Source organism: Streptomyces sp. XM83C (assembly GCF_023072675.1).
Lineage (GTDB): Bacteria > Actinomycetota > Actinomycetes > Streptomycetales > Streptomycetaceae > Streptomyces > Streptomyces thermocoprophilus.
Window position 1 is genome coordinate 1 of the sequence record NZ_JALLGL010000101.1, and the last position, 19,908, is coordinate 19,908.

A 19,908-nucleotide genomic window follows, 5' to 3' on the forward strand; every position below is an offset into this window, starting at 1 on the left:
GGGGATCCGCGGGGGTTCTGACGAGTGGGGGGTGAGCCGAGGGGGCTCCGGTCGACGGACCGGCGCCCCCTCGAAGCTTGTACGGCGCGGACGTCCCCGGCCTGCGTCAGTCCCAGACCTCCCCGTCGTGCGGCAGCTCGGCGAAGTCGTCGGGGTCGTGCGACAGGAACACCCGCACCCCGGCCCGGCGCAGGGCGCGCAGCCGGCCGTACGTGAGCAGCTTCTGCTGGACGTTCCAGTCGCTGAGCTGGGGCACGTCGTTCGCCACGCCCTCCCGCAGATGCCCGGCGTCCCCCATGAACGCGACCCGGCCCCGGTGCTCCAGGTCGAGGACGATGCCCTGATGGCCGGGTGTGTGCCCGGTCGTGCGCACGACGCGGACGCTGCCGTCGAGGAACAGGTCGGTGTCGCCGTCCAGTTCGAGGAAGTCGAAGTCCCGGCAGTCCCGGTAGTCGCGGAAGGCGTAGCCGCGGGCGGTCCACCGGTCCGGCCACCAGGCGTGCCGCAGCTCCTCGTGCTGCACGACGTGCACGGCGTGCGGGAAGTAGGACATGCCGCCCGCGTGGTCCAGATGCAGATGCGAGTAGACGACGTACCGCACGTCCTCGGTGCGGTGGCCGAGCCGCCGCAGCTGGGCGTCGATCGCGTGGTCGCGGGTGAAGCCCTGCGCGCCGTACGCCTCCCGCAGCCCCGGACCCCAGTAGGCGTCGGCCTCCTCGGAGTCGGCGACACGGTGGTTGATGCCGGTGTCGATCAGGATCAGGCCGTGCGTCGCGTGCTCGATGACGACGACGGTGGACGGCACGGTGGCCGTCCCCTCGGCCCCGTGCATCAGATCGGCGCGGGGCATGATGAAAGGCCCGGCGTCCACGGTGGTCAGGCGCAGTCGTACGGACATGGACGCCCACTGTGCCGGAAGGAGCCCCGCGGGCGTCGGTGCCACGCCCGTTGTCACCGCCCCCCGGTACGGTCGGAGCATGGCTCAGCAGGCGGGGACCCAGACCGGCGAACGGAGGTTCGCCACGCTCGAAGGCGTGCTGGAGCGCATCACGTACGCCAACGAGGAGAACGGCTACACCGTCGCCCGTGTCGACACCGGCCGGGGCGGCGGAGACCTGCTCACCGTCGTCGGGGCGCTGCTCGGCGCGCAGGTGGGGGAGTCGCTGCGGATGGAGGGCCGTTGGGGCTCCCATCCGCAGTACGGCCGGCAGTTCCACGTCGAGAACTACACGACGGTGCTGCCCGCCACCGTGCAGGGCATCCGCCGCTATCTGGGCTCCGGTCTCGTCAAGGGCATCGGGCCGGTCTTCGCGGACCGCATCACCCAGCACTTCGGCACGGACACGCTGCGGATCATCGAGGAGGAGCCGCAGCGGCTGATCGAGGTGCCCGGCCTCGGCCCCAAGCGGACGAAGAAGATCGCCGCCGCGTGGGAGGAGCAGAAGGCCATCAAGGAGGTGATGCTCTTCCTGCAGACCGTGGAGGTGTCCACCTCCATCGCGGTGCGGATCTACAAGAAGTACGGCGACGCCTCCATCTCCGTGGTGAAGAACCAGCCGTACCGGCTCGCCGCCGATGTGTGGGGCATCGGCTTCCTCACCGCCGACAAGATCGCCCGCTCGGTCGGCATCCCGCACGACAGTCCGGAACGCGTCAAGGCCGGTCTGCAGTACGCGCTGTCGCAATCCGCCGACCAGGGCAACTGCTATCTGCCCGAGGAGCGGCTGATCTCCGACGCGGTCAAGCTGCTCGGCGTGGACACCGGCCTGGTCATCGAGTGCCTCGCCGAGCTGGCCCGCGAGCCGGAGGACGGCGAGGACCCCGGTGTCGTGCGGGAGAAGGTGCCCGGCCCCGACGGCGGCGAGCCCGTCACCGCCGTCTATCTGGTCCCCTTCCACCGCGCGGAGGTCGCCCTCTCCTCGCAGCTGCTGCGGCTGCTGCGCACCGGCGAGGACCGCATGCCCGCCTTCCGCGACGTCGACTGGGGCCGTGCGCTGGGCTGGCTGAAGGGCCGCACCGGGGCGGATCTCGCGCCGGAGCAGGAGGCCGCGGTGAAGCTGGCGCTGACCGAGAAGGTGGCGGTGCTGACCGGTGGGCCCGGCTGCGGCAAGTCGTTCACGGTCCGCTCGATCGTGGAGCTGGCCCGCGCCAAACAGGCCCGTGTCGTGCTCGCCGCGCCGACCGGCCGCGCCGCCAAGCGGCTCGCCGAGCTGACCGGCGCGGAAGCGTCCACCGTGCACCGCCTGCTGGAGCTGAAGCCGGGCGGGGACGCCGCCTACGACCGGGACCGGCCGCTGGAGGCCGACCTGGTGGTGGTCGACGAGGCGTCGATGCTGGACCTGCTGCTCGCCAACAAGCTCGTCAAGGCCGTGCCGCCCGGCGCGCATCTGCTGTTCGTGGGGGACGTCGACCAGTTGCCGAGCGTCGGCGCGGGCGAGGTGCTGCGGGATCTGCTCGCCGACGGATCGCCCGTCCCGGCGGTGCGGCTGACCCGGGTGTTCCGGCAGGCCCAGCAGTCCGGTGTGGTCACCAACGCGCACCGCATCAACGCGGGGCAGCATCCGCTCACCGAGGGGATGAAGGACTTCTTCCTCTTCGTCGAGGACGACACCGAGGAGGCCGGGCGGCTCACCGTGGACGTGGCCGCCCGCCGCATCCCGGCCCGCTTCGGCCTGGACCCGCGCCGGGACGTGCAGGTCCTTGCCCCCATGCACCGGGGGCCGGCCGGCGCGGGCGCGCTGAACGGGCTGCTCCAGCAGGCCATCACCCCGCAGCGGCCGGATGTGCCGGAGAAGCGGTTCGGCGGGCGGGTGTTCCGCGTCGGGGACAAGGTCACCCAGATCCGTAACAATTACGAGAAAGGGAAGAACGGCGTCTTCAACGGCACCGTGGGTGTCGTCACCTCCCTCGACCCGGTCGACCAGCGGCTGACGGTGCTGACGGACGAGGACGAGGAGGTGCCGTACGACTTCGACGAACTGGACGAACTGGCCCATGCGTACGCGGTGACCATTCACCGCTCGCAGGGAAGTGAATATCCCGCGGTGGTGATTCCCGTCACCACGGGGGCATGGATGATGTTGCAGCGGAACCTTCTCTACACGGCCGTCACCCGCGCCAAGCGGCTGGTGGTCCTGGTCGGTTCACGCAGGGCGATCGGGCAGGCGGTGCGCACGGTGTCCGCCGGGCGGCGCTGCACGGCCCTGGATTTCCGGCTCGCGGGCCTGTGAGGTCGGGCGGATCGTGAGGCTTCGCAAAAATGATCGATCAAATGAGTCGCGAAGGTCACAGAGCCCTTCCCGAAGGGCATCGCAGGGGGCAGGATGGGGAACTTGGCGGCACTGAGTGCCGCCACTAGGCCCGATGGTCGACCCCGAGTGCACTCTCCTGAGCCGAGTGGGGGAAGGTAGAGACAGTCAGGGCACCTCGAAGATGAGGCACAACGTCGGTGAGGGAAGACGTGAGCGACAACTCTGTAGTACTGCGGTACGACGGCAACGAGTACACCTACCCGGTGGTCGACAGTACCGTCGGCGACAAGGGCTTCGACATCGGGAAGCTGCGCGCCCAGACCGGTCTGGTGACCCTGGACAGCGGGTACGGCAACACCGCCGCCTACAAATCCGCCATCACCTATCTGGACGGCGAGGCGGGCATCCTCCGGTACCGCGGCTACCCGATCGAGCAGCTGGCCGAGCGCTCCACCTTCCTGGAGGTCGCCTACCTGCTGATCAACGGCGAGCTGCCGACCGTCGACGAGCTCACCGCCTTCCAGGACGAGATCACCCGGCACACCCTGCTGCACGAGGACGTCAAGAACTTCTACCGGGGCTTCCCGCGTGACGCGCACCCGATGGCGATGCTGTCGTCGGTCGTCTCGGCGCTGTCCACGTTCTACCAGGACAGCCACAACCCGTTCGACGAGCAGCAGCGCAACCTCTCCACGATCCGTCTGCTGGCCAAGCTGCCGACGATCGCGGCGTACGCGTACAAGAAGTCGGTCGGCCACCCCTTCGTCTACCCGCGCAACGACCTCGGGTACGTGGAGAACTTCCTGCGTATGACCTTCTCGGTCCCGGCGCAGGAGTACGAGCTGGACCCGATCGTGGTCTCGGCCCTGGACAAGCTGCTGATCCTGCACGCCGACCACGAGCAGAACTGCTCGACCTCGACGGTCCGCCTGGTGGGCTCCTCGCAGGCCAACATGTTCGCGTCGATCTCCGCCGGCATCAACGCGCTGTGGGGCCCGCTGCACGGCGGCGCCAACCAGTCCGTGCTGGAGATGCTGGAGGGCATCCGCGACGCGGGCGGCGACGTCGACTCCTTCATCCGCAAGGTGAAGAACAAGGAGGACGGCGTCCGCCTGATGGGCTTCGGCCACCGGGTCTACAAGAACTTCGACCCGCGCGCCAAGATCATCAAGGCTGCCGCGCACGACGTCCTGTCCGCTCTCGGCAAGTCCGACGAGCTGCTGGACATCGCGCTGAAGCTGGAGGAGCACGCGCTCTCCGACGACTACTTCGTCTCGCGCAGCCTCTACCCGAACGTCGACTTCTACACCGGTCTGATCTACCGGGCCATGGGCTTCCCGACCGAGATGTTCACGGTCCTGTTCGCCCTCGGCCGGCTGCCGGGCTGGATCGCCCAGTGGCACGAGATGATCAAGGAGCCGGGTTCGCGCATCGGCCGTCCGCGCCAGATCTACACCGGCGTGGTCGAGCGGGACTTCGTCCCCGTCGAGGAGCGCTGAGACTCGCGGGCCCGTGCCCGCACACGGAAGGGGCCGTCCTCGCGGACGGCCCCTTTCGTCTGCCGTCACGCGGACGGCACACGCGCACAGATCACAGAGCTGTGAAGGCGGAAGGCGCCCCGGTGCCTCGGTCCCCCCACGGGCCGACGACCAGGGCGCCTTCCCGTGTCCCGGTGCGGATTCCCCCCACGGGATCCGGCCGGGCGTCTCAAGGACACAGCGCCTGAATCGCTGTTGCGGTCTGCCGGGACAGCGCACGCAGGGAGGGCCGCTCAAAGCTTCCCGGTGTACGTGTCCCGGCAACGCAGCTCTGGAGAGGTCCCCCAAGACATCTCCAGATGTCAGTCGGCGCCCCCCAAGACGCTTCCTGACATCGCCAACTTAGACCTTCGAACCCCTTCGATGGTTACGTTCACATCACTGTGATCTGCGTCTCTTGCAAATGTCCGTTAGTTGCGCAAGGGCGCCGATATGCATATCGGAGTCCGCACGCGAGGGCAGATGCGCGAGACTTGTGAAGAGCTTATGTGAGTCGTGCGCCGGAGCGAAAGGGCGGGGTGGGGGTCGGTCAGGCCCGTCCGGTGAGTTCGAAGCCTGCCTCCTCGACGGCGGCGCGTACGGCCTCCTCCTCCAGAGGTGCGGCCGAGACGACCGTGACCTCTCCGGTGGCGGCGACCGCGCCGACCGAGGTGACGCCGGGCAGCCCGGAGATCTCCCGGGAGACGGAGCCCTCGCAGTGGCCGCAGCTCATGCCGCTCACCCGGTAGACGGCGGTGACGGGTGCGGGGGTGTCGGTCTGGGCGGTCATGTCGTTACTCCTTGTCGAAGGAATCCTCACGGACAGCACGACTATACCCCCCAGGGGTATAACGCACGGGAGCCCCACCCCGGCGCGTCCGACCCGCGAGCCAGGGCTTCAGGGACGCGGAGAACGGCGCGCCGAGCCCCCACGGGCCCCCAGGTGGCCGCAGGGGCGCGGGGGGCGGCGCGAACGCCCCCACCGTCCGGCAGGCGAACGCGATGGCCCAGCCCGCCCAGGGGCACGGAGAACGGCGCGCCAAGTCCCCACCGGCCGGCGGGTGACCGCAGGGGCGCGGGGCACGGCGCGAACGCCCCCACCGGCCCGCGGGTGGAGACGGAACCGCACCCGCCGTGCGTCGCACCCCGACCCGGCCCGGAGGGCCACAGGTCACCCGGACGTGCCGTGCAGCGCCCGCCACTCCCGGTCCAGGACCGCCATCAGCACCTCGTCCACCCACCTGCCGTCCCGGAAGTGCGCCTCCCGTCGCACGCCCTCCACCACGAACCCGGCCTTCTCGTAGACGTGCAGTGCGCGGTGGTTGTCGCCGTAGGCCTCCAGCTGGATGCGGTGCAGCCCCAGCCGCTCGAACCCGTGGGCGACGATCAGCCGCGTCGCCTCGGTGCCCAGTCCCCGCCCGCGCCCCGCGGCGCCGATCAGGGTGCGGAACGTGCAGCTGCGGGCGTGCCGGTCCGCCTCGTACAGGACGACCTCGCCGACCAGTTCGCCGGTGGCGCGGTCGGTGACGGCCAGATCGAGCCGGTCGGGCTGTGTGTTGCGGGAGCCGTACCAGGCGCGCAGCAGCTCGGGGGTGAGCGCGGTGCCGGGGGTGTACGTGCAGCGGACCACCTCGGGGTCGTTGACGATCTCCCACATCGGCTCGGCGTCGGCCTCCGTGAAGGGGCGCAGCACGGTCCTCTCGCCGGTGAGGACGGGTTTCTCGGAGAAGTTCACGCGCCGCACTGTGCCCCACGCTGCGGTGGGGCACGAAACGGTTTTCGGGGTGGGCTACCGCCTGGGGCGGTTGCCCGGCCGTGACGCCACCCAGGCGCGGACGGTCTCGGCGTACCAGTAGGGCTTGCCGGCCTCCACATGGTCGGGCGGGGGCAGTAGCCCGTGCTTGCGGTAGGAGCGCACGGTGTCCGGCTGGACCCGGATGTGCGCCGCGATGTCCTTGTACGACCAGAGCCTGCGGTCGGTCATGAAGTGCACCTCCCTGCGTGCGCCACGGCGGCGGCCGGGGACGGCCGTCGGGGGAGCCGGGCGCCGAGCTGGCGATCACCAAGCCTGCGTCCCGTGAACGACCCGGCCGGGTGCGCGGCGAGGGCTGTCGTGCGGGTGTGACGCAAAACCCGCGTACACGCGACATGTGTGACACAAGAGGGGCGTTTGTGACGCCCGTGATGCAAAGACCCGACGCGGGGCGAGTCGGCCGGGCGGACGGGCCTTCCGGCAGACCGTCGAAGTTTTCGTCCGAATGTCCGGACAAAACATTGACAGGGCTTGGCGGCGGGGACTACAAAACCGGAGGAGGGTCCGAGGTCGATGTGAAGGGATGCCGATGGCGTACGACCTGATCACCATGGGGCGGCTGGGCGTGGATCTGTACCCGCTCCAGACCGGTGTACCGCTGCCGCAGGTGACGTCCTTCGGCAAGTTCCTCGGCGGTTCCGCCGCCAATGTCGCCGTCGCGGCGGCACGTCTGGGACGGCACGCCGCGCTGATCTCCCGGACCGGGGACGACCCGTTCGGCACGTATCTGCGCGAGCAGCTGCGGGAGTTCGGCGTCGACGAGCGCTGGGTGACCCCGGTCGCCGAGTACCCGACGCCGGTCACCTTCTGCGAGATCTTCCCGCCGGACGACTTCCCGCTGTACTTCTACCGCCGGCCCAAGGCGCCCGACCTGGAGATCGACGCCCACGAGCTGGACCTGGACGCCGTCCGCGAGACCCGGATCTTCTGGATCACCGGCACGGGACTCAGCGAGGAACCGAGCCGTACGGCCACCCTCGCGGCGCTCGCCCACCGCGCGAAGGCCGGGACGACCGTGTTCGACCTGGACTGGCGGCCCATGTTCTGGACCGACCCGGAAGCGGCCCGCCCCTTCTACACCGAGGCCCTGCGGCATACCACCGTCGCCGTCGGCAACCTCGACGAGGTGGAGATCGCCACCGGCCTGCGCGACCCGGACGCCGCCGCCCGCGCCCTGCTCGACGCGGGCGTGGAACTGGCGGTGGTCAAGCAGGGCCCCAAGGGTGTCCTCGCCGTCCACCGGGACGGCGACCGGGCCGAGGTGCCGCCGCTGCCCGTCGACGTCGTCAACGGCCTCGGCGCCGGTGACGCCTTCGGCGGCGCGCTCTGCCACGGCCTGCTCTCCGGCTGGGGCCTGGAGCGAACCATGCGCTGGGCCAACGCCGCCGGGGCCATCGTCGCCTCCCGGCTGGAGTGCTCGTCGGCGATGCCGACCCCCGACGAGGTGGCCGCCGCCCTGGACGCGGGAGCGGTCCGATGAGGGGCGGTCGCGTCACCGGCGCCCACCAGGAGACCGGACCCGCCTCCGCCCCGACCGGCGGCGACGCCCCCGGCACCACGCCCCGCGTCGACGTCTCCGCGCTGGTCCGCACCCGCGCCCGGCACCCCGAGGCCGTCGCCGAGGCCGCCGCCCGGCGCCGCAGAAGGCCGCTGCTCAACGGGCAGGGACGGCTGATGATCATTGCGGCCGACCATCCGGCACGCGGCGCGCTCGGCGTGGGGGACCGGCGGTTCGCCATGGCCAACCGGGCCGACCTGCTGGAGAGGCTGTGCCTCGCCCTGTCCCGGCCCGGCGTGGACGGCGTCCTCGCCACCGCCGACATCCTGGATGATCTGCTGCTGCTCGGCGCCCTCGACGACAAGGTCGTCATGGGGTCGATGAACCGCGGCGGACTTCAGGGCGCCTCCTTCGAGCTCGACGACCGGTTCACCGGCCACCGCCCCGAGGACATCGAACGGCTCGGCTTCGACGCGGGCAAACTGCTGCTGCGCATCGACTACGACGACCCGGGCTCGCTGACCACCCTGGAGTCCACCGCCCGCGCCGTCGACGCGATGGCGGCACGCCGGCTGCCCGTCTTCGTCGAGCCGTTCATCAGCCGCCGTACCGCCGACGGACGGCTCGTGAACGACCTGTCCGCCGAGGCCGTCACCCGCTCCCTCGCCATCGCCTCCGGACTGGGCGGCTCCTCCGCCTACACCTGGCTGAAAGTGCCGGTCACCGAGAACCCCGACGACATGGCCGAGGTCATGGCCACCAGCACCCTGCCGGCCGTCCTCCTCGGTGGCGACGTCGGCGACGACCAGGACGCGGCGTACGAGAAGTGGCGCGGCGCGCTGCGTCTGCCCACCGTGCGCGGACTGGTCGTCGGCCGCTCGCTGCTCTACCCGCCCGACGACGACGTGGCCGCCGCCGTGGACACGGCCGTGGGGCTGCTGTGACCGGCCGCCGCGGCGAGGCGCGCACCGGCCGTGGGCGAGAGGCACCCACCGGCCGCCGTGCCGACGCGCCCACCGCCCGCCGTGCCGAGACGTCCACCGGCCGCCGTGCGGAGACGCCCCCCGGCCGTCGGGGACACGCCATCGCCGGTCGTCCGTCGGCCGAGGTGACCGCACGCAACTACCTGGTGCCGCAAGGTGCTTGTACCGTTCCAGAAGCAAGCGGCACCACGGGAGGACTCCTCCCCCTGATCGCCTCCGGCGCGGGAGACCGCTTCGCCCTGGCAGGAGCGAAGTGCGAGCGACGACTCCCCGCCCGCTACGGCCCCGCGCCGGAGGTACCGCACGACCGCGGCCGTCCGGCCGCACACCCCCGGCGCCGCGCCGGGACCCCTGGGGCCGGCGCCCTGCTCACCGCCGTACCGGCGGGGCGGGCGCGGTGGGTGTCCCCCACATGTGTCTACGACGGGACCCGAACGGCAGACACAGTGTCGGGCGCGCTGCCCGCGCTCGCCTGCTGGGATGGTCCTGTGGGCCGGGCCGCGACCGGACCGTCGGCGGTCGGGCCCCGAGAGCTGTACGAACGGCACGTCTCCACCCGACGACGCCATCTGTGAAGGAGTAACCGGGCATGACGAAGATCGTCAACCACTGGATCGGCGGCAAGACCGTCGAGGGTACGTCGGGCAATTTCGGGCCGGTCACCGACCCGGCGACGGGCCAGGTCACCACCAAGGTCGCCTACGCGTCGACCGACGAGGTGGACGCGGCGGTCGCCGCCGCCAAGGACGCGTTCGTCACGTGGGGGCAGTCCTCCCTCGCGCAGCGCACGTCGATCCTTTTCAAGTTCCGCGCCCTGCTGGACCAGCACCGCGACGAGATCGCCGAGCTGATCACCGCCGAACACGGCAAGGTGCACTCGGACGCGCTGGGCGAGGTCGCGCGCGGCCTGGAGATCGTCGACCTGGCGTGCGGGATCAACGTGCAGCTGAAGGGCGAGCTGTCGACGCAGGTCGCCACCCGGGTGGACGTCGCCGCGATCCGGCAGCCGCTCGGGGTGGTCGCCGGCATCACGCCGTTCAACTTCCCGGCGATGGTGCCGATGTGGATGTTCCCGCTCGCCATCGCGTGCGGCAACACGTTCGTGCTGAAGCCGAGCGAGAAGGACCCGTCGGCCTCCGTGCGGCTCGCCGAGCTGCTCGCCGAGGCGGGCCTGCCGGACGGCGTGTTCAACGTCGTGCACGGCGACAAGGTGGCCGTCGACCGGCTCCTGGAGCACCCGGACGTCAAGGCGGTCTCCTTCGTCGGCTCCACACCCATCGCCCGCTACATCCACACCACGGCCTCCGCCAACGGCAAGCGTGTGCAGGCCCTGGGCGGCGCCAAGAACCACATGCTGGTCCTGCCGGACGCCGACCTGGACGCCGCCGCCGACGCCGCCGTCTCGGCCGCGTACGGCTCCGCCGGCGAGCGCTGCATGGCGATCTCCGCGGTCGTCGCGGTCGGCTCCATCGGCGACGAGCTGGTGGAGAAGATCCGTGAGCGCGCCGAGAAGATCAAGATCGGTCCGGGCAACGACCCCACGTCCGAGATGGGCCCGCTGATCACCGCGACCCACCGCGACAAGGTGGCCTCGTACGTGCACAACGCGGCGGCGGAGGGCTGCGAGGTCGTCCTGGACGGCACCGGCTACACCGTCGAGGGCTACGAGAACGGCCACTGGATCGGCATCTCGCTGCTGGACAAGGTGCCCACCACCGCCAAGGCCTACCAGGACGAGATCTTCGGCCCGGTGCTGTGCGTGCTGCGCGTGGACACCTACGAGGAGGGCGTGGCCCTCATCAACGGCTCGCCGTTCGGCAACGGCACCGCGATCTTCACGCGGGACGGCGGCGCCGCCCGCCGCTTCCAGCTGGAGATCGAGGCCGGCATGGTCGGCGTGAACGTGCCGATCCCGGTGCCCGTCGGCTACCACAGCTTCGGCGGCTGGAAGGACTCCCTCTTCGGCGACCACCACATCTACGGCAACGACGGCACCCACTTCTACACCCGCGGCAAGGTCATCACCTCCCGCTGGCCCGACCCGGCCGACGCCCCCTCCGGCGTCGACCTGGGCTTCCCGCGCAACCACTGACGGCCGCGGGACCCGGCGCCCCGTCCCCCTGTGCCGGGGACGGGGCGCCGCCGCGTCACCGCTGCGGCGTCTGCTCGCGCAGCTGCCTGACCTGCTCGGTGAGGTCGCCCGTGTCGGCGGAGGGCGGGGCGGATATCGGCGTGGCGGAGCCGTACGTCAGGAAATCCGTCGTCACGGTCGCACCGGCGCCGTCCTGCCGTATCCGCACCGGTAGATCCTTGCCGTCGACCCAGAGGTCGCAGACCATCTTCCCGCCGCTCGTCTCCAGGGCCTCGACGGCCAGGCGCTTGTCCGCCTCGTCGAGCTTGTCGCCGGCGTTGATCTCCGCCTCGCCGATCGTGCCCCGGTAGTGGTGCGTCTTCTTGCCGAGGACCGTCTCCTCGCCGAGGTCCTCGACGTCCGTGGCGGCGCGCAGGGAGCGCAGCGACACCGTCGGGTCGGCCTGGGTGTCCATGTTCCGCGCGGCGTTGTCGCCCACCACGGCGGAGGCCTCGATGCGCATCCAGTGCTTGCCCTCGAGAGGGCCGCGCGGCTGAGGATCGATGTTGTAGTAATAGGCGCCGTCGACGAGGATCACGCGCGTCGTCGGGTCGTCCTGAAGCCTCGTCATCCGGGCCGCCGTGGTGTCCATCTCCACGTCCATGGCGGCCCCGCCGTCCCACGAGTAGGTGCCCTTCACGGTGATCGGCCTGCCGCCGAGAGCCTCGAACTCGGTCGTCGTGGCCATCTCGGCGGAACCGAGCTGCTGTGTGCGGTCCGACGCCCGCGCCAGCACCGCCGCGATCCGGGCGGTGCCGTCCTCCGCCACCTCCGTGCCACACGCGGACGTCGCGGTCAGCGCCGCCACCGTGAACCCCGCCCAGACCGCGCCGTGCCTCGGCCTCATGTGCCCCCACCCCATGTGTGTCCGCTGTGCAGTGACTGTGGCTGCCGACAGTAGCGGTCCCCACTGACAGTCGTTCCGGCCTTTTTCCGGCCGTCCGGATCGCGGACCGCTGATTTTTTTACCGACGCCACGGCTGCGGTTCCCGTACGGGGTCAATTCCCCAGACGGCCCGGCAGTAGTGACGTATTCGCGCTCAAGCGGCCTTTCGATCTACGGATTTCGTAGGCAAACACCTATTGACGCAGCGGTTTTCGTCGGGGTTCGATGCGGCGTCGGGAGCGGACCACACCAGCACCATCCAGCCGCCGGAGGCGATAGCGCTCCCGCCCGAACCACCCCGCACCAGCCGATCGGAACCGCCGAATGACCGACACGCTCCGCCTTGCCGCACCGCCCCTCCCCGACACAGCGGGCAGCAGTCCGAGAACCCTCAAGCGTTCCATCGGCGTCGTCGGCGGCACCCTGCTCACCCTGTCCTGCGTGACACCCGCCTCCACCCTCTTCGTCGTCGTGCCCGACCTGCTCGGCTCCCTCGGCACCGCCACCGCCCTCACCATCGCCATCGGCTCCCTCCTCTGCGTCGCCGTGGCGTTCTGCTACTCCGAGCTGGGCACCCTCGTCCCCAGCGCCGGCGGCGAGTACGCCATGGTCTCCACCCTGGCCGGGCGGCTCGCGGGCTGGCTCGTCTTCGTGCTCTCCCTCCTCGTCGTGATGATCGTCCCGCCGGTCATCGCCCTGGGTACCGCCGACTACCTCGCCCCGCTCGTCCACCTCGACCCCGCCATGACCGGCGCCGGCGTCATGCTGCTCGCCACCCTCGCCGGACTGCTCGACCTGCGCGCCAACGCCTGGATCACCGGCATCTTCCTCGTCCTGGAGGTCATCGCCGCCGCCGTCGTCGCCGTCCTCGGCTTCGCCCACGGCCACCGCGGCCCCGGCAGCCTGCTGTCCATGGAGGTCGCCGGCGCCGACGGCCACACCGACACCGTCACCGCGATGATGGTCGTCTCCGGTCTCGCCATCGCCCTCTTCATCACCCAGGGCTTCTCGACCGCCGTCTACCTCTCCGAGGAACTGGAGAACCCGCGCCGCAACGTCGCCCGCACGGTCCTCGCCACCCTCGCCATCTCCACCGTGATCATCCTGGTGCCCGTCGCCGCGATCACCCTCGGCGCCTCCGACCTCTCCGAGCTGACCGGCGGCGACATCAGCGCCATGGTCACCGCATGGTCCGACTCCGCCGTCGGCACCTTCGTCAGCCTCTGCGTCGCCCTCGCGATCATCAACGCCGGCATCGTCATGGTCATCCAGAACTCCCGCGTGCTGTTCGCCTCCGCCCGCGACAAAGCCTGGCCCGAGCCCGTCAACCGGCTCTTCGCCAAGCTCGGCCGGTTCGGCTCCCCCTGGGTGTCCACCCTCGCCGTCGGCGTGCCCGGCGCGATCCTCTGCTTCGTCAACCTCGACACCCTGTACGGCGTCACCGGCGTCTCCGTCACCGGCATGTACCTCCTCGTCGCGGTCGCCGCCCTCCTCTCCCGCCGCGGCCGGCACCGGCACAGCGCCGCCTGGCGGATGCCGCTGTGGCCCGCCGTGCCCGCCCTGCTGATCGTCGTCCTCGGCTACGTCCTCACCCAGCAGGAGACCTCCTACCTGGCCTGGACCGGCGGCATCACCGCCGTCGCCACCCTGTACTGGGCGCTCTACCTGCGGCCCCGCCGCGCCACCCGCTGGCTGGTCTCCATCCCGGACGACGCCCGCGACGACACTCCCGGACCGCAGCCGCACAGCGCCTGACCCGCGTACCGCCGTCGCGGTACACCGCGGCCGGCCCGTACTCCCCAGGGAGGGCCGGCCGCTCCGTCCACAGGCTGCACCGGTTGTCGGCGGCGGCCCGTACCGTGGAGGCATGGATCTTCGTCAGCCCTTGCGGGGCTTGCTGCGCGGACCCCGACGGCTGCTGGCCGCCGGGGCCGCCGCCGTCGTCCTCGCCGGGGCCGGCACCTGGAGCGTCGCCGCCGCCGGCGACGACCCGCCCGCCGTGCACCGCACCGACCAGGTCATGACCATGGACGGCGAAGTCCGCCTCGACACCTCGTACTTCACCCCCGGCACCCCCGGCCGCCACCCCGCCGTCCTCCTCGGACACGGCTTCGGCGGCAGCAAGGACGACGTCCGCGCCCAGGCCGAGGACCTCGCCCGCGACGGATACACGGTCCTCACCTGGTCCGCACGCGGCTTCGGCCGCTCCACCGGGAAGATCGGGCTGAACGACCCGAAGGCCGAAGTCGCCGACGTCTCCCGCCTGATCGACTGGCTCGCCCGACGCCCCGAGGTCCTCCTCGACCGGCAGGGCGACCCCCGCGTCGGCGTCACCGGCGCCTCCTACGGCGGCGCGATCGCCCTCCTCGCCGCCGGACACGACCCTCGCGTCGACGCCATCGCCCCCTCCATCACCTACTGGAACCTCGCCGACGCGCTCTTCCCGAACGGCGTGTTCAAGAAACTGTGGGCGGGCTACTTCATCAACAGCGGCGGCGGCTGCGCGAAGTTCCAGCCCGAGCTGTGCCGCATGTACGAGCGGGTCGCCGAGTCCGGCACCCCCGACGCCGCCGCCCGCCGCCTGCTGGAGCAGCGCTCCCCGTCCGCCGTCGCCGACCGCATCAAGGTGCCCGCCCTGCTGCTGCAAGGGCAGACCGACTCCCTGTTCCCGCTGGACCAGGCCGACGCCGCCGCCCGCGCCATCAGCGCCAACGGCGCCCCCGTCGCCGTCGACTGGATCGCCGGCGGCCACGACGGCGGCGACCCGGAGGGCAGCCGCGTCGAAGCCCGCGTCACCGCCTGGTTCGACCGGTACCTCAAGCAGGACCGGGCCACCGACACAGGCCCCGCCTTCCGCGTCACCCGCACCGGAGGCGTCGACTCCACCGACGGCGCCGCCCAGCTCCGCGGAGCGAGCGCCGGCGCCTACCCCGGCCTCCATCAGGCAGGCCGCACTGTCCCCCTGACCGGCTCCACCCAGCCCGTCACCAACCCCGCCGGCGCCAACCCGCCCGCCGTCTCCGCACTGCCCGGCCTCGGCGCCGGCGGCGGACTCGCCCAGCTCTCCGCGCTCGGCGTCGGCGTCTCCCTCGACTTCCCCGGCCAGTACGCCGCCTTCCAGTCCGCGCCCCTCACCCGCGACCTGCGCATCACCGGCGCCCCCACCGCCACCGTCCACATCACCTCCTCCCGCGACGACGCCGTCCTCTTCGCCAAGTTGTACGACGTCGGCCCCGGCGACAGCCGCCCCGTGCTGCCCTCCCAGCTCGTCACGCCCCTGCGCGTGACCGGCGCCAAGGCGGGCAAGGTCGTCACGATCACCCTGCCCGCCGTCGACCACGAGGTGCAGAAGGGCCATCGCCTGCGCCTCGTCCTCGCCTCCACCGACCTCGGCTACGCCTCCCCGGCCGCCCCCGCGACGTACACCGTCACCCTCGAGGGCGACCTCACCGTGCCCACCGCGCCCGGCGTCACCACCGCCGCGGCCCCGCTGCCGTCCTGGGTGTGGTGGCTGCCCCTGACCGGCGCCGCGGTCGCGCTCGCACTGATCCTCACCGCCCGCCGCCGCACCACCGCACCCGCCCCCGACCCCGCACTGGCCGATGTGCCCCTTCAGATCACCGGGCTCGGCAAGAAATACGGCAACAGCGACCGCTACAGCGTCCGCGACCTCTCCTTCCGCGTGGAGAAAGGCCAGGTGCTCGGCCTGCTCGGCCCCAACGGCGCCGGCAAGACCACCACCCTGCGCATGCTGATGGGCCTCATCCGCCCCGACGCCGGCGAGATCCGCGTCTTCGGCCACGCCGTCCGCCCCGGCGCCCCCGTCCTGTCCCGCGTCGGCGCCTTCGTCGAGGGCGCAGGCTTCCTGCCCCACCTGACGGGCCGGGAGAACCTGGAGCTGTACTGGCGGGCCACCGGCCGCCCCGCCGAGGACGCCCACCTCGACGAGGCACTGGAGATCGCCGGCCTCGGCGACGCCCTCGCCCGCGCCGTCCGCACCTACTCTCAGGGCATGCGGCAGCGCCTCGCCATCGCCCAGGCCATGCTCGGCCTGCCCGACCTGCTCATCCTCGACGAACCCACCAACGGCCTCGACCCGCCCCAGATCCGCGAGATGCGCGAGGTGATGATCCGTTACGCGGCCGGCGGACGCACCGTCATCGTCTCCAGCCACCTCCTGTCGGAGGTCGAGCAGTCCTGCACGCATCTCGTCGTGATGGACCGCGGCCGGCTCGTCCAGACGGGCCCCGTCGGCGAGATCGTCGGCACCGGCGACACCCTCCTCGTCGGCACCGCCACCCCCGTGGAGGAGCCCGTGGTGGAGAAGGTCGCCGCCCTGCCCGGCGTCGCCTCCGCGCAGCGCACCGACGACGGCCTCCTCGTCCGCCTCGACCCGGAGGGCACCGCCCCGCGGCTCGTCGCCGAACTGGTCCGGCTGGACGTGCCCGTCACCTCCGTCGGCCCGCACCGCCGCCTCGAAGACGCCTTCCTCACCCTGATCGGAGGCTCCGCATGAGCACGCTCACCGAGCCCGGCACCCCGGCGGAGCCCACCGCACGCGACACCGCCCCCGGCTACCGCCCCGGACACACCCTGCCGCTCCGCGTCGAACTGGTCCGCCAGCTCAAACGGCGCCGCACCCTCGTCATGGGCGCGGTCCTCGCCGTGCTGCCGTTCGTCCTCGCCGTCGCCTTCGCCATCGGAGGCGAGCCCGGCGGACGCAACGAACGCATCACCCTCATGGACACGGCGACCGCGTCCGGCGCCAACTTCGCCGCCGTCAACCTGTTCGTCTCCGCCGGCTTCCTCCTCGTCATCCCCGTCGCCCTGTTCTGCGGCGACACCGTCGCCTCCGAAGCCGGCTGGTCCTCGCTGCGCTACCTCCTCGCCGCACCCGTGCCCCGCGCCCGCCTGCTGTGGTCCAAGCTGGTCGTCGGACTCGGCCTGAGCCTCGCCGCGATGCTGCTGCTGCCGCTCGTCGCCCTCGCCGTCGGCACCGCCGCCTACGGCTGGGGCCCGCTGCGGATACCCACCGGTGGCTCGCTCGACACAGCCACCGCCGCCCAGCGCCTGCTGATCGTCGTGGCGTACGTCTTCGTCTCCCAACTCGTCACCGCCGGCCTCGCGTTCTGGCTGTCCACCCGCACCGACGCCCCGCTCGGCGCGGTCGGCGGCGCCGTCGGCCTCACCATCGTCGGCAACGTCCTCGACGCCGTCACCGCCCTCGGCCACTGGCGCGACTTCCTGCCCGCCCACTGGCAGTTCGCCTGGGCCGACGCCGTACAGCCCAGACCCGAATGGTCCGGCATGATCCAGGGCAGCGCCCTGTCGATAACGTACGCACTGGTGCTGTTCGCGCTGGCCTTCCGCGGTTTCTCCCGCAAGGACGTGGTGAGTTAGGTCAACGGAAGATCACCCACCGGTCTCGGCGACCGCCCGTCGTGCCCACTTCGAGATCCATCCGCAACGCTCCGTAGCGCACGTTCCGGCCCCCTGCCGCGTCAAAGTCGAAAAGTCGACCGACTCAGGGGGCACGCACGATGAACCGGCACAGCACACCACGGCTCGGCGGGGCGCTGACCGCGCTCACCGCACTCGGCGGCCTGCTGCTCACCGGCTGCAGCAGCGGCCACGACATCGCGACCACGGACAGCAACGGCGGACGGCACGCACCCGGCCATGCGCGCGGCGGCGAACGGAACTCCGACAGCTACGAGGTGGACCCCAAACCCGGCCGCGACCACCTGTCCACCTTCGCCCTCGACGTCGACACCGCCTCGTGGGACCACACCCGCCGGCTGCTCTCCGAGGGGCGGCGCCCCGACCCGTCCGAGGTCCGCCCCGAGGAGTTCGTCAACAGCTTCCGCCAGGACTACGAACGCCCCGACGGCAACGGCTTCACCGTCACCGTCGACGGGGCCCGCACCGGCGAAGAGAACTGGTCCCTCGTCCGCGTCGGCCTCGCCACCCGCAAGGCCCTCCCGGACAGCGAACGCCCGCCCGCCGCGCTCACGTTCGTCGTCGACGTCTCCGGCTCCATGGCCGAGCCGGGCCGCCTCGACCTCGCACGCACGTCCCTCGACGTGATGACCGACCGGCTGCGCGACGACGACTCCGTCGCCCTGGTCGCCTTCACCGACGAGGCGGAGACCGTCCTGCCCATGACCCGCCTCGGCGGCCACCGCGGCACGGTGCACGACGCGATCGACAGCCTGAAGGTCAGCAACTCCACCAACCTCGGCGCCGGTGTGGAGACCGGCTACGACACCGCCGTGAAGGGCCTGCGCAAGGACGCCACCAACCGGGTCGTGCTGATCTCCGACGCGCTCGCCAACACCGGCGACACCGACCCGGACTCCATCCTGGAGCGGATCTCCACCGCCCGCCGCGAGCACGGCATCACCCTCTTCGGTGTCGGCGTCGGCAGCGAGTACGGCGACGCCCTGATGGAACAGCTTGCCGACAAGGGCGACGGCCACACCGCCTATGTCTCCGACGAGGACCAGGCCGTGGACGTCTTCTGCGAGCAACTGCCCCGCAACATCGACCTCGTCGCCCGCGACGCCAAGGCCCAGGTCGCCTTCGACCCCGCATCCGTCGCCGAGTTCCACCTCATCGGCTACGACAACCGCCGCGTCGCCGACGACGACTTCCGCGACGACCGCGTCGACGGCGGCGAGGTCGGCCCCGGCCACACCGTCACCGCTCTGTACTCGGTGCGCACCAAGCCGGGGGCGCGCGGGCACCTCGCCACCGCCACCGTCCGCTGGCTCGACCCCGCCACCCGCACCCCGCACGAGGAGAGCGGCCGACTGGAGGCCGCCGCGCTGCGCGGCGACGTCTGGAAGACGGGCCCCCGCTTCCAGGTCGACGCGGTCGCCGCGTACTTCGCCGACACCCTGCGCACGGACGGCGCACGCCACAGCTCACTGCCCGGCGCCCCGGGCCTGCCCGCCCTCGCCGAGCGCGCCGGCCGCCTGGCGCAGACCACCGGCGACCAGGCCGTACGGCAGCTCCACGACGCGATCGTGGACGCGACGGACCTGTAGTTTCGCAGCCGTGCCCGCCCGTTGATCCGCCGTCCCGACCGCCGCCGGGCATGCGAACGGCGGGCCGCCCCGGAGAGGGGAGGCCCGCCGTCGGCGGTGCGGGGACGGATCAGCCGTTGCCGGCGCCGTTGCCCGCCAGGACCGAGATGTCGTCCAGGATGTGCGACAGCGGCTCGTCGCCCTTGGCCTGGGTGGAGTTCTCGACGCACTGCTGGTTCTGCGGCGAGGACAGCACGTCGATGTCCTGGACGCCGACGTTGGCGATGAGCGCCGCCACCGACTGCACGTTCAGCTTGGCCGGCAGGCCCACGCAGGGCTTGTTCAGCGAGCCCTGGACCAGCGACAGCTGCGGGCTCATGTCGCCCTTGGTCACCGAGTTGCCGAACGCCTGCGAGGCACCGTTGCCGCTCGCGGAGGTGGTGCCGCTGTCGTCACCGATGGCGAGGGCCTGAGGAGCGGTCGCCGCCGCCATACCGGCGACCGAGACGGCGAGGGCCGCGGTTGCCCACAGCTTCTTCATGGTTCGTTCCCTTCGAACTTGCGGACTCCGGGGGAGGAGCTGCGTCACCGTCAACTCCCCCCGCCCTCCAGGAGTTGCGGTCTGTGCCCCGAACGGAGCAGCGCATTCCGGGGGTGCGCGCACGCCCTGCCCGGACCCCGGAACGCGCCCATGACCTGCGGCGGACCGCTTGTCGGATGATCGCCGCACGGAAGGCACGCCCCCGCACCCCCGACCACCCCGAGGTGCCCGCGGCGGGTGGCCGGGGGCATGCGAACGGG

General features: G+C 71.7%; 15 protein-coding genes. 9 read left to right on the plus strand and 6 right to left on the minus strand.

The window, feature by feature from the left end:
* Positions 1 to 106: 106 nt before the first annotated feature.
* On the minus strand, positions 107 to 898 hold the full coding sequence (locus MTQ10_RS13915; protein ID WP_247466964.1) for an N-acyl homoserine lactonase family protein: 792 nt from the start codon (positions 896 to 898) through the stop codon (positions 107 to 109).
* A gap of 79 nt (positions 899 to 977) precedes the next feature.
* Here MTQ10_RS13915 and recD2 point away from each other — a divergent pair, with 79 nt between their 5' ends.
* Positions 978 to 3,230: an SF1B family DNA helicase RecD2 gene (gene recD2, locus MTQ10_RS13920; protein WP_247466967.1), complete on the plus strand. Its 2,253-nt coding sequence runs from the start codon at positions 978 to 980 to the stop codon at positions 3,228 to 3,230.
* 230 nt (positions 3,231 to 3,460) lie between these two features.
* Positions 3,461 to 4,750 carry a citrate synthase gene (locus MTQ10_RS13925; protein WP_247466972.1) on the plus strand — a complete coding sequence of 430 codons (1,290 nt, stop codon included), beginning with the start codon at positions 3,461 to 3,463 and terminating at the stop codon, positions 4,748 to 4,750.
* 568 nt (positions 4,751 to 5,318) lie between these two features.
* On the opposite strand, the gene MTQ10_RS13930 is transcribed toward MTQ10_RS13925, so the two are convergent.
* The 3 genes from MTQ10_RS13930 to MTQ10_RS13940 all read right to left on the minus strand — a co-directional run bounded on the left by MTQ10_RS13930 (position 5,319) and on the right by MTQ10_RS13940 (position 6,752).
* On the minus strand, positions 5,319 to 5,558 hold the full coding sequence (locus MTQ10_RS13930) for a heavy-metal-associated domain-containing protein (protein WP_247466975.1): 240 nt from the start codon (positions 5,556 to 5,558) through the stop codon (positions 5,319 to 5,321).
* A 381-nt stretch (positions 5,559 to 5,939) separates the two neighbouring features.
* Positions 5,940 to 6,503: a GNAT family N-acetyltransferase gene (locus MTQ10_RS13935; protein ID WP_247466978.1), complete on the minus strand. Its 564-nt coding sequence runs from the start codon at positions 6,501 to 6,503 to the stop codon at positions 5,940 to 5,942.
* 54 nt (positions 6,504 to 6,557) lie between these two features.
* A complete protein-coding gene (locus MTQ10_RS13940; protein ID WP_247466981.1) occupies positions 6,558 to 6,752 on the minus strand; it encodes a helix-turn-helix transcriptional regulator in 195 nt (64 codons plus the stop codon).
* A gap of 358 nt (positions 6,753 to 7,110) precedes the next feature.
* On the opposite strand from MTQ10_RS13940, the gene iolC reads away from it, so the two are divergent.
* The 3 genes from iolC (at position 7,111) to mmsA (ending at position 11,154) form a co-directional block, all read left to right on the plus strand.
* The gene (gene iolC, locus MTQ10_RS13945) at positions 7,111 to 8,061 is read left to right on the plus strand and encodes a 5-dehydro-2-deoxygluconokinase (protein ID WP_247466983.1); all 951 of its coding nucleotides are present in this window, start codon (positions 7,111 to 7,113) and stop codon (positions 8,059 to 8,061) included.
* A complete protein-coding gene (locus MTQ10_RS13950) occupies positions 8,058 to 9,023 on the plus strand; it encodes a Cgl0159 family (beta/alpha)8-fold protein (RefSeq protein ID WP_247466986.1) in 966 nt (321 codons plus the stop codon). Before iolC ends, MTQ10_RS13950 begins: the two co-directional genes overlap by 4 nt.
* A 628-nt stretch (positions 9,024 to 9,651) precedes the next feature.
* Entirely contained in the window at positions 9,652 to 11,154 is a 1,503-nt protein-coding gene (gene mmsA / locus MTQ10_RS13955; RefSeq protein ID WP_247466988.1) for a CoA-acylating methylmalonate-semialdehyde dehydrogenase, read from the plus strand.
* Between the two features lie 55 nt (positions 11,155 to 11,209).
* Here the strand turns inward: mmsA and MTQ10_RS13960 are convergent, their stop codons facing one another.
* Positions 11,210 to 12,040 (minus strand): DUF4412 domain-containing protein, encoded by an 831-nt coding sequence (locus MTQ10_RS13960; protein ID WP_247466991.1) that lies wholly within the window; start codon positions 12,038 to 12,040, stop codon positions 11,210 to 11,212.
* 363 nt (positions 12,041 to 12,403) lie between these two features.
* Here MTQ10_RS13960 and MTQ10_RS13965 point away from each other — a divergent pair, with 363 nt between their 5' ends.
* From MTQ10_RS13965 to MTQ10_RS13980, 4 genes are all read left to right on the plus strand, one after another.
* Positions 12,404 to 13,834 (plus strand): APC family permease, encoded by a 1,431-nt coding sequence (locus MTQ10_RS13965; RefSeq protein ID WP_247466994.1) that lies wholly within the window; start codon positions 12,404 to 12,406, stop codon positions 13,832 to 13,834.
* Between the two features lie 112 nt (positions 13,835 to 13,946).
* Complete coding sequence (locus MTQ10_RS13970; protein ID WP_247466996.1) at positions 13,947 to 16,595, plus strand: alpha/beta fold hydrolase; 2,649 nt, start codon at positions 13,947 to 13,949, stop codon at positions 16,593 to 16,595.
* Positions 16,592 to 17,479 (plus strand): ABC transporter permease, encoded by an 888-nt coding sequence (locus tag MTQ10_RS13975; RefSeq protein ID WP_247466998.1) that lies wholly within the window; start codon positions 16,592 to 16,594, stop codon positions 17,477 to 17,479. Before MTQ10_RS13970 ends, MTQ10_RS13975 begins: the two co-directional genes overlap by 4 nt.
* Before the next feature lie 140 nt (positions 17,480 to 17,619).
* Complete coding sequence (locus tag MTQ10_RS13980) at positions 17,620 to 19,128, plus strand: vWA domain-containing protein (RefSeq protein ID WP_247467002.1); 1,509 nt, start codon at positions 17,620 to 17,622, stop codon at positions 19,126 to 19,128.
* 109 nt (positions 19,129 to 19,237) lie between these two features.
* On the opposite strand, the gene MTQ10_RS13985 is transcribed toward MTQ10_RS13980, so the two are convergent.
* Complete coding sequence (locus MTQ10_RS13985; protein WP_247467005.1) at positions 19,238 to 19,648, minus strand: rodlin; 411 nt, start codon at positions 19,646 to 19,648, stop codon at positions 19,238 to 19,240.
* Positions 19,649 to 19,908: the final 260 nt, after the last annotated feature.